The organism is Pedobacter hiemivivus, assembly GCF_005144565.1.
Lineage (GTDB): Bacteria > Bacteroidota > Bacteroidia > Sphingobacteriales > Sphingobacteriaceae > Pedobacter > Pedobacter hiemivivus.
The window spans coordinates 1-14,397 of record NZ_SWDX01000012.1; the positions used below are offsets into that span (position 1 = coordinate 1).

13 protein-coding genes, 2 tRNA genes and 1 pseudogene are annotated in these 14,397 nt (G+C 37.7%); 12 read left to right on the forward strand and 4 right to left on the reverse strand.

The window, feature by feature from the left end; genetic code table 11:
* The 3 genes and pseudogenes from FBD94_RS26155 to FBD94_RS26615 all read left to right on the forward strand — a co-directional run.
* A partial coding sequence (locus FBD94_RS26155; protein ID WP_205945934.1) for a hypothetical protein occupies nucleotides 1-189 on the forward strand: 189 nt, incomplete at its 5' end.
* 549 nt (nucleotides 190-738) lie between these two features.
* Nucleotides 739-1,218: a homoserine O-acetyltransferase/O-succinyltransferase family protein gene (locus FBD94_RS26370; RefSeq protein ID WP_394347796.1), complete on the forward strand. Its 480-nt coding sequence runs from the start codon at nucleotides 739-741 to the stop codon at nucleotides 1,216-1,218.
* Nucleotides 1,161-1,681: pseudogene (locus tag FBD94_RS26615) on the forward strand (homoserine O-acetyltransferase/O-succinyltransferase family protein). Before FBD94_RS26370 ends, FBD94_RS26615 begins: the two are co-directional and overlap by 58 nt.
* A 74-nt stretch (nucleotides 1,682-1,755) precedes the next feature.
* Here FBD94_RS26615 and FBD94_RS22470 read toward each other — a convergent pair.
* Nucleotides 1,756-3,207, reverse strand: coding sequence for a hypothetical protein (locus FBD94_RS22470; RefSeq protein WP_136881880.1), 1,452 nt, complete (start codon nucleotides 3,205-3,207; stop codon nucleotides 1,756-1,758).
* 120 nt (nucleotides 3,208-3,327) lie between these two features.
* Between FBD94_RS22470 and FBD94_RS22475 the strand changes: the two genes are divergently transcribed.
* Nucleotides 3,328-3,852, forward strand: a complete 525-nt coding sequence (locus FBD94_RS22475; protein WP_136881881.1) for a hypothetical protein — start codon at nucleotides 3,328-3,330, stop codon at nucleotides 3,850-3,852.
* A gap of 624 nt (nucleotides 3,853-4,476) precedes the next feature.
* Here the strand turns inward: FBD94_RS22475 and FBD94_RS22480 are convergent.
* Together FBD94_RS22480 and FBD94_RS22485 are read right to left on the reverse strand one after the other, a co-directional pair.
* Nucleotides 4,477-4,548, reverse strand: a tRNA-Arg gene (locus FBD94_RS22480).
* Nucleotides 4,549-4,593: 45 nt separating this feature from the next.
* Nucleotides 4,594-5,109, reverse strand: a complete 516-nt coding sequence (locus FBD94_RS22485; RefSeq protein WP_136881882.1) for a DUF2911 domain-containing protein — start codon at nucleotides 5,107-5,109, stop codon at nucleotides 4,594-4,596.
* Nucleotides 5,110-5,245: 136 nt separating this feature from the next.
* Here FBD94_RS22485 and FBD94_RS22490 point away from each other — a divergent pair, with 136 nt between their 5' ends.
* From FBD94_RS22490 to FBD94_RS22510, 5 genes are read left to right on the forward strand one after another with little or no spacing between them, the layout of a single operon-like run.
* Complete coding sequence (locus FBD94_RS22490) at nucleotides 5,246-6,556, forward strand: PAS domain-containing protein (RefSeq protein WP_136881883.1); 1,311 nt, start codon at nucleotides 5,246-5,248, stop codon at nucleotides 6,554-6,556.
* A 52-nt stretch (nucleotides 6,557-6,608) separates the two neighbouring features.
* Entirely contained in the window at nucleotides 6,609-7,367 is a 759-nt protein-coding gene (locus FBD94_RS22495) for a glycoside hydrolase domain-containing protein (RefSeq protein ID WP_136881884.1), read from the forward strand.
* Nucleotides 7,368-7,841, forward strand: a complete 474-nt coding sequence (locus FBD94_RS22500; RefSeq protein WP_131608889.1) for a TspO/MBR family protein — start codon at nucleotides 7,368-7,370, stop codon at nucleotides 7,839-7,841.
* Nucleotides 7,842-7,858: 17 nt separating this feature from the next.
* Nucleotides 7,859-10,183: a patatin-like phospholipase family protein gene (locus tag FBD94_RS22505; protein WP_235884607.1), complete on the forward strand. Its 2,325-nt coding sequence runs from the start codon at nucleotides 7,859-7,861 to the stop codon at nucleotides 10,181-10,183.
* Nucleotides 10,180-10,710, forward strand: a complete 531-nt coding sequence (locus FBD94_RS22510) for a hypothetical protein (protein ID WP_131608891.1) — start codon at nucleotides 10,180-10,182, stop codon at nucleotides 10,708-10,710. The genes FBD94_RS22505 and FBD94_RS22510 overlap by 4 nt, the downstream gene beginning before the upstream one ends.
* Here FBD94_RS22510 and tamL read toward each other — a convergent pair.
* Nucleotides 10,707-13,097: a translocation and assembly module lipoprotein TamL gene (gene tamL, locus FBD94_RS22515; protein ID WP_136881885.1), complete on the reverse strand. Its 2,391-nt coding sequence runs from the start codon at nucleotides 13,095-13,097 to the stop codon at nucleotides 10,707-10,709. The genes FBD94_RS22510 and tamL overlap by 4 nt on opposite strands.
* Between tamL and FBD94_RS22520 the strand changes: the two genes are divergently transcribed.
* From FBD94_RS22520 to FBD94_RS22530, 3 genes are all read left to right on the forward strand, one after another.
* Nucleotides 13,088-13,837 (forward strand): TrmH family RNA methyltransferase, encoded by a 750-nt coding sequence (locus FBD94_RS22520; protein ID WP_136881886.1) that lies wholly within the window; start codon nucleotides 13,088-13,090, stop codon nucleotides 13,835-13,837. The two genes, tamL and FBD94_RS22520, sit on opposite strands and share 10 nt — an antisense overlap.
* A 49-nt stretch (nucleotides 13,838-13,886) precedes the next feature.
* Nucleotides 13,887-13,960, forward strand: a tRNA-Cys gene (locus FBD94_RS22525).
* A gap of 30 nt (nucleotides 13,961-13,990) precedes the next feature.
* A complete protein-coding gene (locus FBD94_RS22530) occupies nucleotides 13,991-14,167 on the forward strand; it encodes a spore protein (protein ID WP_131608897.1) in 177 nt (58 codons plus the stop codon).
* Nucleotides 14,168-14,397: the final 230 nt, after the last annotated feature.

The window sequence follows — 14,397 nt, forward strand, 5'->3', positions numbered from 1 at the left end:
TGCGACTTCCTATGGAATACAGAATATGGAAATGCAGGGGGCTATGGCAATTTTTACCGTAAATTTAAAAAGAATCCTAAAACTGATCTAATATTCAATAAATCTGAGTTAAATCCAGTCAATTGCAACCAAAATGCTTATTTATCCTTCGAAAAAGACAGGTATATATTGATCAGAAAATCAGTATAACGAAATCTCAACTTTGTTCAATAAAAAAAACGATCAAGTAAAAAACATGTTCTACTTGATCGTTCCTTAAGCTGGCTCATAAATGAGGAACTTTTTCAGTGCCCTCGAATAATCTATAGCCCTTTTAATAATTTTCCTGAAAAACTTTAACACTATACTAACACAGCGTTAAAAAAGTGTTCCCCTACGGACTTAACTCAAAAAAGTTTATTGATGATTATAAAACTGACTAATTTATAAAATTCTTATTTTGTCTAAATGGGGTGATTTTGCTAGTGATAAAAATACAAAATCATCCCTACTAGAGGTGATCGATTTTCAATTCTTCACTACTAGAGATTTTAAACATCCCTTTTGAATGTCCATATACTCGAAAATTAAAACCGCCAAACAAAGTCCGCTTTTAGGAAAGATTCATCTTTTCATACATTAAGCGAGGTTGTAGTAGTCTCAGAATTGCCATATGATAGTCACAGATACCACTTAGTGTAGAGTTCAATGGTATTATTCTTATTTTTAGCGTTTAAATAAGAACAAGGGAGGTGATAAATGCCAGTAAAGATTCCGAATAATCTGCCAGCGATTGAGCTTTTAAAGAAGGAAAATATATTTGTTATGAGTGATATGAGAGCGGATACTCAAGATATTCGCCCAATGCGTGTGCTTATCCTTAACCTGATGCCTCTTAAAATATCTGCTGAAACGGATTTTGTTCGTTTATTATCCAACAATCCCCTACAGGTTGAAGTAGAATTTTTAAGACTCGATTCCCACACCTCTAAAAATATATCTGAAGAACATCTGGAAATGTTCTATAAAGGTTTTGGCGAAATAAAGGAAAACTTCTATGACGGTTTGATCATTACCGGTGCTCCTGTAGAAATGCTGGAATTCGAGGAAGTAAGCTATTGGAATGAGATCACTCAAATCTTCGACTGGGCAAGAAAACACGTTACCTCAACGCTTTATATTTGCTGGGCGTCTCAGGCTGCGCTCTATCATTTTTATGGGGTAAAAAAAAACCATTAAACGAAAAATTATCCGGGGTTTTCAAGCATACTGCCACTGAAAAGGGGCACTCCTTGTTGAGAGGCTTTGACGACGAATTCTTTATTCCTCATAGCAGGCACACTACAATATTGAAATCGGATTTGGCTGATAAGGAAGATCTTCGTATCCTGTCAGAATCTTCGGATGCAGGAATAGCCATTGTATTTTCCCGAGGCGGGCGTGAATTTTATCTTACTGGTCACTCAGAATACTCTCCGCTAACCCTTCACGAGGAATATGTCAGAGACCGGGAGAAAGGTCTTGATGTACCTGTACCGAAAAACTATTACCGGGACAATATCCAGAGAATGCGCCATTGGTATGTTGGACAAGTCATGCGAATTTACTCTTCAATAATTGGCTCAACTACTTTGTGTACCAGGAAACACCTTTTAATCTAGAAGACGTGGGTAAATTGGGAGAGATTGTTCAAAATGGCTAGATCAATTTAATAAATTCATCTGGATGTTGCCTTACATACTTTTCAATAAGTTTCATATCCATGCATTATAATGGTTATATAATTTTGTAAAGGCTTTCCTCAGGATTCTTTTTTCTGCGGAAAAGTATCAAAGCCGGGAGATTTTTAATATGGCCACTGTAACCAGCATATTTTAGCATCAAGACATTAAGCAGGAACCATAGCCTTGCGACTATCAAACCGAGTTCTAATGTTTTCCCGGGGAGCTCGTCTTCAGAAAATGGTGAGGTACCGTGTAAGAATTTGTTTCTGTGGTTAAGAATATCTAAATCCTCCTTGGTCAGATTGACTCCATAAATCTCAAAGGGTTTTGACAGCTTCTTGGCATTTGTTGGAGAATTAAGATTCTTTAGTTTTGATTTTAGTATTTCAAGTCCATAGTCATCCAGGAAAGCATCATATTCCTGCAGCGTAGAGAGCATTTTATCGATAATGGTTTTAGAGAGTTTCTTGTCCGCAATAGGATTAACCTTATCTTCATACTGGTCGTTTATAATTCCTGTAATTGTTTCCAATGCGATCGAATAGATCCCAGCTCTAAGTAACATCTGCTTGGATTGATTGCCTTCGATCATCAGTTTACAACATCGTGAAAATTCCAGACTGCCTGCAATTTTTTGGCATAGACTCGAGAATACAGCTTTCTTCATATCAACCCCAAACTGCTCAACTATCCTACTTTGCCCAGTTGCCTCGACATACTGCTGAAAACCTAACGGGTCCAAAATGGCCTGATTGGTAATTGCCGATTCCTCCATCTGCTGGTAACACATATAATCGACCTTATAATTTTCATCTTTATCCAAGGTATGGTAAAAATACTCATCCAAATAAAGGTCTCCACTCACAAAGCCCATAGCTGTGATGATGGCAATGGTGTTATGCTGGAACATCGCAAAATCATCTGGTTCCAGGCCATCAATTATGAGATAATTATCGTCGGTATTGGGATGCTCGTATTTAAATACGTGGTAGGATTTCTTGTTGAATGAAACTTCAATCAGCCCAGCCGGGGTGTAATTTGATCCGATCCTTAAACCTGAATATTCGATCAGGTCCATCTGAGGGTCTGCTTTAATAGGAATTACAAGTCTCAGCAACCTCTTATCAAAATCACTAATTTCTCCCCTCTGAATGTGAGCGATCCATAAGGTTAAAACCTGAGGATCACTTAGGCTAATTTCAACATTTTTTGCTCCATCAGCATCGATTACATAACCCGAACCATTGATAGTGAGCCTGATTCCGTCCAGTATACCATACTTTTGAAGATCCTGATTATAAGTATAATCATAAATCTTGTTAAGTATAATTTTAAAGGTATACCCTTTGATACCATCTTTCTGTATTATCGCTGTACATTCAGATATCGGAAAATCACTTTTTTCTATTTTACCGACCTTCTCATCCTGAAACGATTTGATGGATTCAATAGACCAGTGTACATCTTTTACAATGGCATCGGGAAATTCATTAATTATATCCAAAGGGCTTTGTCTGATAGTTGATTTAAACCTATTTTTAAACAAAGCAAGTTAACAATTTGATCCTTGAAAGAAAGAGGGAGGACTTTCCAAAATTCAAAGATAGAACAGTATATTTATTTTATGAACCAACCAGAAATCGAACTTCCATTCAAAGAATGGGATATTTTGCCAATTGAAGTGTATCAAAAGGCTTTAGATGAAATAAAAGAACATTTTTGCGACCTATCATCTGAGGTAGAAAGTACTACAGACAAATCCATAAAAACACTTATTGCATTTGTTACATTTCTTTCCGGAGCAGGCCTGTATATTTTGAGCAAAGAAACAATTTCGACAACCTCAGCCGTTATTGCAGTTGTTTCAGTTTGCAATATCTATGGTCTATTCTCTATTATTAAAGCAAGAGCTCATTATCTAAAAGGATTGAATATAGAAGGCATGTTCAATGCCGAATTTGATCGGGAAGAATTTAGTGAAGGTGATAAAATCAGGCTCTTTTACTATAACTGCATTGAAAAATATGCAATCAAAATCAATAGACTAACGCTAATTGTCAGTAAAAGAAATCATACTTATAACCGATTTTTCGGTCTAAGTCTAATTTTGGTCATTAGTACTTGTTTTTATATTGGTTGTCTTATTTAGCACCCCTGGTAGAAAGGATTACATCCTGTTCAGTTGTCGAATTACCTCTGTCTTTAGCCATTCTTTTTAAACTATTTATTGTCCTTGGTTGATGTTACTGGCCGATCAACCGTTGTACTGGTACCTCTATCCTTTGCCATCTATATTATAAATCAATTACACTGCTAAACTTAAGCAATAAATATTGATAATCAAAGACTTGATTAATTCATAAAGAATAGTGCTAACTCTATTAAACCTTAACAAACTCAAGGTTATTGCGGCATTAATGGAATGGTCGTATTACTGTCTAGACTATTTATATTTACTAGTATCTAGGCCCGCTATTAACCGTTTTTATTAAATCAACAATTTTACTCTCCTAGGGATATATTGCTCTGGTTCGACTCTCTTTAACTCACCCTTCCGGATATCGAACCTTTTTTTAGAACTTTGAATAAAAAAAACAAATCAAACAACTATATATCAGAACATCAAACAAAATAACGCTTAAAAATTTCTAAAAACACTGAGATTTTAGAGTTCAAAAATCAGCCAATCCGAAAAAATTACAATAATCTAACTGTCAGACATATGAATAAAAAAAAGAGGGAATCTCATTGCTGAAATTCCCTCTTTCTGTAGTGTCCCCGACGAGATTCGAACTCATATCGTTGGTACCGGAAACCAAAATTCTATCCATTGAACTACGGAGACAGGAGCGCAAATATATGGATTCATTTACTTAAAATCCACATCAAATTACTTTACCATAAAAGGAACTGAAATATCACCCCAAACTAAGGCTACTTTACCACCTTTATCAACTGTAAACGTCATTTTCTCCGTAAATGCTGCTGCTTTTGCTGGCTTAACCTTAATACGCAAAGCGTCATCTGCTTCAACATGCTTATCTGCAGATACATCTGATTTTTTACCGAAAATAATAACCCATTCGTTTTCGCCCGGAATAGAATACATACCATATTTACCAGCAGCTAGTGCTTTTCCATCAACCTTCACGGCTTTACTTACTTCAAATGTAGTTGGTTCGTTAGCTCCTGTACGCCACACTTTACCAAATGGTGCAATTTCCTTACCGATCGTCCTACCCTTTACTGATGGCTGACTATAGTCAATAACAACTGTAGCTCCAGAATTTAGTGTTTCTCTTACCACTGCCGGCGGGCTTGGTCTTTTACTCTTATCTTGCTGTGCAAAAACCGTTGAGGTTGCAAACATCCCGGCAACCATTGCTAAAACAATTATTTTCTTCATAATCTATTTTTTTATCTTCTAAGATGATGAAAAATACTTTAAATCGGAAATAATATATCGGAACAAATTTTGATCTCAGCAAATATTTGAATAAATTGAATCTTAATCATACAACGGGAGTTAATACACCTTTATCATGTTCTATCAAAATGCACTAATTATTAGGGAGAATGATCAGAATGCTAATGATGATTCCCTCTATAAACAACTTATAAACATAGGCTACCACTCTTCTCAGGTGGTTACAGTGGCAAAATCAGCTTATCAACAAGAAGACCCTAATAACTATGAAGTCATCTTGTTTGTGACCGAAAACCTGGAACTAGCTGGTCCTTTTGTACTTCATTTAAGTACCGAGCTTCCAGATCATCCATTGATTATCATTACCGCCACAGCTTCGGCCGATAGTATACTCCCACCTGGGGCCGATGACTGGTTGCTTAAATCCTGGGTAGAGCCACTATTGTTAAAAAAAACACTATACCTGACCATCGAAAGAAAAAAGAATTCTTGCAATTATACACGAATTTTTAGGGAGAACCCAAGCCCTATGTACATTTATGAAAAAGAAACCTATCAATTTTTAGAGGCCAATACTTCCGCCTTGCGCCAATATGGATATGATAGAAATGAGTTCCTACAACTTACGGCAAAGGATATTCGCCCTGTGACAGAATTGGATGCTTTTTACAAGATAAATGACGAACTGCCCCCTACTTATTCGAATGCAGGAATCTGGCACCATACCCGTAAAAACGGCGAAACCTTTTATGTACACATTTATACCCACCAAATATTGTTTGCTGGCAAAAGATGTAAACTGGTTACGGCTATCAATATAGATGGCAATGTGAAGGCTGAAAACGTGCTTAAAGAAAAAGCAAGGGAAAAAGAAAACATATTGGAGAGTATTACAGATGGCTTTTTTACCGTAAACAAGAATTGGGAATTTACCTATATCAACAAAGAATTTGAAAGAATACTAAAAAGAAACAGAGAAGATCTACTTGGCAAAAATCTGTGGGATATCTTTCCCGAATCTTTAACACTGGAATTTTTTACGCAATATCATAAAGCCATGGACGAGCATGTATCTGTCCATTTTGAAGAGTTTGACCATACGATTGCTCGCTGGCTAGCCGTAAATGCTTACCCAACTGAAAGTGGATTGGCGATTTACTTTGTCGACATTACCGACCAAAAGAATTACCAACAAAAGATAGAAAGTCAGAATAAACAGTTTAAAGAAATTGCCTGGGTGCAGGCGCACCAAATTCGGGGACCCGTATCAAATTTATTAGGACTTGTTGATCTCTTCAACATTAAGCAACCTAGCGACCCTGATAACCTTGAACTGCTGGCAAGAGTAAGGCATACGGCTATTCAAATGGATGAGTCGATTAAGGATATTGTTTACCTCACACGTAAACTTGAATCTGAGTCCTGAAATTATGCCTAAAATGTTCTACTTTTAAAAAATTATCATTCAACCTTTTCTGATGAAACAAACTATTGCCTTTTTCGTAGTGCTGCTACTGATTAAAAATGCCAATGCACAAAAAAAAACAACAGCAGATGCGACTCTTGTTGTGAAAGAAAAAAGTATTACCCTTCCAGGCAAACAACTGGATATAAATGCTGATGGATTCCCCGCAATGATCCAAACCTCATTTAACCTGGTTACAGAACCGATCCATTTTCATGTGATCAATTCGCTGAACCATAAAGACATCAAATGGAAAAATGGCGCATTCAACTATACATCGCAGAAACCAGACAAAGTAAGTTGGTCAGTTAAAAACACTTCCGACAGTTTGAATATGGATGTGGATGGGCTGATTAAAGCGGATGGAAAATTGGCTTACACCGTTAAAATAACGGCTTTGAATGACATCAACCTGGATAATATCCGTATGCATATCCCTTTTACAACAGCGGCCGCAAAGTTTGTTAAGGGCCTTGGTCAGAAAGAAGAATTAAGGCCTGAGGCCATAGAATGGAAATGGAGCACAGACAAGGCTGCAGAAGCTAAAGTGTGGGTTGGTGATGTTACTGGTGGTCTGCAATTTGAATTGACAGACAACCAGCACAAGAAAATCCCTGCATCATGGGCTAATGATGGGCATGGCGGCATTCATATCGAACAAAAAGGAAAAGCCATACTGGCCGACAACTACAGCGGCGAGCATCACTTGAAAAAAGGAGATGTTTTGTATTATAACTTCAGCATGTTGATCACTCCAGACACGAAAAAATAAATGAGATTAAATCCGATTGCACTGATTATTAACATTGCGATTCCACTTGCCTTTGGAGTTGCTGGTGCCTTTTTCACCTCCAGTTCTGTGACAACCTGGTATGTAACTTTGGCTAAGCCTTCTTTTAATCCACCTAACCAGATTTTTGCTCCGGTATGGACTGCCCTTTATATTCTAATCGGCATTTCGGCCTATCGGGTATGGCAAAAAAGAGATACCATTAACCGTTTTCCACGGACCATCGCCATCTATTTCATTCAACTGATGTTGAACCTGATGTGGTCTTTCATCTTCTTCTACTCAAATCAAATTGGCGTAGCTGTATTCGAAATCGTATTTCTATTATTTATCGCCATCGTAAATGCCATCCTATTTTATAGGATAGATAAAATAGCTGGTCTGCTCTTTATCCCCTATATTTTATGGATAATTTTCGCAACAGTATTAACCTATAATATATTCATTCTGAACTAATTTCCCTATTTTAGGGTGTGACCAATTTAAAAACACTCCTAACAATCGCCCTGGTCTTTTTGGCATTTCATAGTAATGCCCAAAAAGTAGGTTTGGTATTGAGTGGCGGTGGCGCTAGGGGAATTGCCCATATTGGCACTTTAAAAGCGCTGGAAGAAAACAATATCCCAATCGATTACATTACTGGCACTTCTATGGGGGGCATAGTAGGTGCCATGTATGCGGCAGGTTATTCTCCCAGTCAAATAGAAAAGGTGGCCCTAAGCCCTGAATTTCAGGATTGGGTAACTGGCAGATTTAACAGTGATTACAGCTTCTTCTTTCAAAAAAAGCCATTAAATGCCTCTGTAGTCACGGCCAAGCTACTCCTGGATACAGGCTTACGCGTAAGTTTTAGATCTAATCTGGTCAACGACATCCCCCTAAATTTCGCATTGCTAGAGCTTTTTTCGCAAGCATCGGCCATCTCTAAAGATAATTTCGACAACCTATTTATCCCCTACCGTTGCATGGTTTCTGATATTTTATCTCAAACCAGTATTACCGTTAAAAAAGGCAGCTTAGCCGAAGCAGTAAGAGGAACAATGGCAGTACCATTGATCTATCGCCCTATAAAACTAGAGGATAAATATGTTGTCGACGGCGGATTATACAATAATTTCCCGGCTGATGTGATGAAAAAGGAATTTAATCCTGACATCATGATCGGTGCCAATGTTTCTTCCAAAAATTATAGTGAATATCCCAAGAACGGGGATGATCGGTTAATGAACAGGTTGATGAGATTTATGTTCCTGGCCAAATCAGACTCCACACTTATTGGCGACAATGGTGTTTATATCCAGCCAGACGTTAAAGATTATATCGCAAGTAATTTTACCCCAGCACAAGCCCTGATCAAGCAGGGATATGATGCAACGATGGCCAACATGGCACAGATTAAAAAGAAGATAAAAAGACGGGTGAGTATTAATGACCTTATCGCTAAACGAATTGAGTTCAACAATAAAAAGCCTGATCTGGTATTCAACAGTGTAAGGGTAAGTGGTGTAAATACACAACAAAAAAAATATATAGAACGACTTTTTAAAAGTGACCAGGCGACTTTTAATCTGAATGACATTAAGCAAGGCTACTACAAACTGGTTGCTGATGAAACCTTTGAATCGATTTACCCTAAAATATCATATGACCCGGTATCGGACAACTTTAACTTTGAAATACTTGCTCATCCAAAGAAAAGCGTAAAAATAGATTTCGGGGGGAACATCTCCAGCAGACCAATTAGCAATGTTTTTTTAGGTATACAATACAACTTCCTGGATAGGAAAGCTTACGCTTTTGGTGTGAACCTCTATTCCGGGCGTTTTTACGAATCTGTACAATTAACAAGTCGTGTAGATTTCCCTTCCCGTTTGCCGCTGTTTCTTGGTGCCGATATAACCTACAATCACTTTAATTATTACGAGACAAGTTCCATATTTATTGAAAACCCACATCCTACTTATATAGAGCAGTCGGACAGAAAAATTGAGCTTAAAATGGGGATACCATTGAACAGGAATATCCGGATTACCTTGAGCACAGCTTTTATCAACAACAATGACAACTATAGTCCAAACAACAGTTTCTCTGTTGGCAATACCTTGGAAAAAACAATCTTAAATGGCTCAAGATCCAGCCTATCGTTTGAACAGTACACCCTTAACCGTAAACAGTATGCCAATAAAGGTCGTAATTTCTTATTGAGCTTTAATTATTTTGTTGGACGCGAAAGTTATACCCCCGGCAATATCAATGAGCCTACAGCACTGCTTACAACCCTAAAAGTTGGCGTAAACAAGCAACTCAGACAATGGATAAACCTAAAAATGAGCGAAGAGAACTACTTTTTAAGGTTCGGAAAATACACATTGGGTTATCAGGCTGAAGCCGTATACTCCAATCAACCGCTCTTCGCTAATTATTATTCGACTTTATTGGCAGCACCTGCATTTTATCCATTGCAAGACAGTCGATCGATATTTTTAGAAAATTTTAGAGCGACCACTTACCTTGCCGGTGGACTTAAAAACGTATATAACATTAAGAAAAATTTGGATCTCCGGGTAGAGGGATACGTGTTTTTGCCCTACCGTGAATTTGAAAAAGTTGGCTTTCAGGGTGTAGCCAATAAAAAAGCATTTACCACATGGCATTATGCGGGCACTGCGGGCCTGGTTTATCACACTCCACTGGGCCCAATAAGCCTCAGCTATAATTTATACGATGACCCGATAAAAAGAAACGGCGTTTTATTACATTTGGGGTACTTAATTTACAACAAACGATCTTTAGAATGAGACAAATTTATTTATTGCTCCTGCTTTTGGTATTCAGCGGTACGGCCTTTGCCCAAAAAGCAGACATTAATAATTTCGTAGTTAAAGAGAGCTTGCTCAAAAACAGCAAACTTGCGATTATAGCTGCCGATTCTTTAGACAATCCGCTAGAAAAAATCAACGGCACTTATACTTTTACCGTAAGTGGATTTACCCAACCGGTAAACTTTCATGATGGTGTAGCCATCCTCCCTTTGCAGCTGGAGCGCTCCGCATTTGTATACATCAAACATCAAAATGATGCAGGTACACATAGTAAACTACTTTACGTTTATAAAAAAGATGGGGATCTAAATCCATATGCCATTAATAGCATGTGGTTGGTGATTATCCCTGCCCTGATTGTCTTTTTCGCCTTCGCTTTTAGAAAATTCATCACGATAGCTGTGATCCTTTTGGTGATCTATATTTATTTCAATCATAGCAATGGGTTAAACCTATCGACCTTTTTTGAAACTATATTCGATGGCTTAAAAGGGATGTTTTAGAAAGGCATTCCGATACCAAAATTGTATTGTATAAAGCGATAGGAGTCTGGAGAGTTGGCTGCATCATAGGCAGCTCTAAAGGCTTTTCCACCCGTTAGAAACTTACCGATCACCCACTGATCAGAACCTGTAAATTGCGGATCTTTAAGCTTTAATCCCACATCAAACCTAAATACGAAATACTGCACGTCGTATCTAAAGCCAGTACCTGTACCTATGGCAATCTGTTTGCCCAATGATTTAAGATCAAACCTGGTTGCCGGCGATCCACTCGATACATTCCAAATATTCCCCGCGTCCAGGAAGATGGCTCCTTTAAGTTTAGCACCAAAAAATTTGTTTAACAGTTTATATCTGTACTCCAAATTTGCCTCAATATGCAGGTCACCAATCTGGTCAAAGCCATAGAGTATCTTACGTTGGTTCGGATCTGTAATCGCGATCCCTCTGTTGTAATTGCCTGGCCCCAAAGTTCTGGCTTGCCAAGCTCTTACCCCACTTGATCCACCTGCGTAAAACAGTTTCTCGAACGGAATACCTGTTACTTTGGAATTACCATAAGCGTAGCCTATTCCGGCATTTATTCTGGCTACAAACTGTTTATCACCACCAAGCCCTTTATACCAACGAAGATCAATCTCAGGTCGTACATACTGATTAAATGGAACACCAAATATAGTTGAAGAACCCAGCGAATCCACCTTAGTATGGAACAATTTTGATACTCCTTGTAACATATTACCTGCCAAATCCAGATCCCCCCGGAAGTAAATAAAACTTCCGTTGGTCAATAACTTTTCGGCATTTAAAGTATAAGCATATTTGATACCTAATGTTACGTTCTTTCGTTCCAACAATAGCAGGTTGACCAAATTATCTCTGATGATTGGGAAATTCACATTTGTGGAATCAAACTGATCAAAAAGCAAGCCCCCAAAACGGTACTCGAAATTTAAAGGGGTTACAGTATGGAATTTAGACTTGGTCTCACGAAACTCATAAGCAACTGAGGTCAGGATCACCTTACGCTGAAAGAAGTCCTTCTGCAAAGCGTAAACATAGCTAGCAGAGAAAATGGTATGTGGCATGCCTCCTCTATTTGGTTTTGATCGCATAAAAGGAATCATCAATCGAGGAACAGATAAATTTGTACTCACAGAAAAGTCACGCTGATAAATCTCACTAAAAACATTCCCCTGCCCCAACCAGGCTTGCAAACCGCCCTTTATTTGAAATTCGAATTTCTCGGCCCCTCTAAAAAGGTTATTATTGGTATATGTATTACTCAAGGTAAAACCAACTGTACCACCATTAAAGGGTACCTCCCCCTCAATTCTATTGCTCATCAACTTTTGTGGAATCAAATGGATTACCGGATCTACCGTACCGGCGCTATCGTTAGGTTTATTGTATTCAATTTTAACATTCTTAAAAACATTCAATTCATACAAACGATCGTACGTTAAGTTTTCGTTCCCAATATCGTATTGCTGACCTGGTTGCAAAAAGTTATACCTCGTAATGGGGTTCCTTCGAAATTTCCCTGACAGATCGGTAAACCTTACCCCCTTATAAATTCTAGGGTTCATTTTTATAGAATCAGGGAAACCATCAGAATTTGGCGCTATAATGATATTCATCTCACCCAAATTGTATTGTAAATGCCTTGGCTTATCCACAGGATTGTCTATAATCATGGTGATATTCGCTTTGCTGGCATTTAAATTCGAATCCACAGTGAATTTGATATAAGGACGAGAAAAATTGAAATACCCCTTTTGTTTCATCATCAGGTAAACCTGATCCCGCTCGTAAGCCAAAGAGTCATCATCATAACGTCTTCCTTCTCTTAAATGGCTATACGCCGCCTTTTGCGATAAATACAATTCTTTAATTTTCGGATCTGGAATTTCATAGATGATCTTATTCACAGAAAATGCAGATCCGGTATCTGCTTTAAAAAAAACTTCGGCCCGTTTATTTTTAACCTTTATATCGGATTTAACTTTTGCATTAAAATACCCTTTACTCATTAAGTATTTTTCGATCTGATTACGCGAAATTTCAACCAGTGTACTGTCCAGAATTGGAGGTGGCGTACCCAAAGGTTTAACATTATTTGTTTTATAGCGTCCGTCTTTGGTATTAAACATATTATAAATCAAAACATTGACACCGAGCTTAGACGTGGGTCTGATATCCTTTTGTATATAATTAAATGCTTCTTCGTGTAATGACTTTGGGACACTGTCTATCTCTACCCTTTTTACGATAGATTGGTAGTCTTCGATGTATTTTGTTGATGAACATGCTGTAACAAAAACAATAATAAATAGTAATATTGCACGAAACAGAACATTTTTTTTATAATCGTGGTATGCTTTCAAAATCTCAGATAAGTTTTATAAAATCGTTACATCAAAAAAAGTACCGCAAAGAAAACGGAATATTCATCATTGAAGGTATAAAATCTATTGAAGAATTTATCCAATCCAATTACCAGATACACAGTATTTATTACTTAGCGCAATATCATTCTTTACTACCTACTTTAGCAGCAAATATAAAGTTATTTGAAGTAAACAACGCCGAACTGGATAAGATTAGTACTTTACAAACTCCACAGGGAATACTGGCATTGGTAAACATTCCGAAGTCACCAGTATTAAATGTAGCCGACTTAAAAAACTGCTTTACGTTGGTATTGGATGGTATACAGGATCCCGGTAATATGGGCACCATTATCCGCACTGCGGATTGGTTTGGTTTTAAGCAAATCATCTGCTCAAATAATTGCGTTGAGGTTTATAATCCTAAAACGGTACAAGCGACTATGGGTTCCTTAAGCAGGGTAAATATTTACTATGAAGAGCTCCCTTTGCTCCTAAAAAACATTAAAATGCCGATTTTTGGGGCAGTTTTAGATGGAAAAAGCATGTATAAAACCGATTGGGGTAACGAAGGATTGGTGATTTTGGGTAACGAAGGTCAAGGAATCACACCGGAGGTGATAAAATTAATTACAAATCCAGTAACTATTCCACGCACTGGAGGCGCTGAGTCTTTGAACGTTGCGATATCTGCTGCAATTCTGTGTGCAGATATTAGTAGAAATTTTCAGAAATAAATTGCATCCTAATATTTAATTACTATTTTTGCATCCTGAAATTTAATAAGGTCGAGTGGCCGAGTGGCTAGGCAGAGGTCTGCAAAACCTCCTACAGCGGTTCGAATCCGCTCTCGACCTCCAAGTTTTATTAAAAAATAAAAAAAGATTGACATGGCAGTTACCAGATTAAAAAGAAAAGACAGAAGAAATAAAACTTTCGCAAAATTAGATGTGAAATTCTTAAAATTAGCTACTAACATTGAGTTAGGTAGCAGATCAAAACAATCTAGTAAAGATCAGTTAGCTAAAAACAACGCTGTATTAGCTCAACTTACTGCAAAAGCATAAGTTTCTTTAAAGCATAAAAAAAACACCTCTACCATGTGGAGGTGTTTTTTTATGCGCTTTTTTTAGCGGTCTACTAAGGCGTTCGTCGCGCTGTAATCCACTATCCTATTGTATGCTCCTCGTCGTTTTGTAATGAGGGATTATTTTTTTATGCGGTCGTCATCCTGAATTCATTTCAGGACCCCTCAAGAGAAAGGAAGCCCTGCAAGTGCGAGGTCCTGAGATAAACT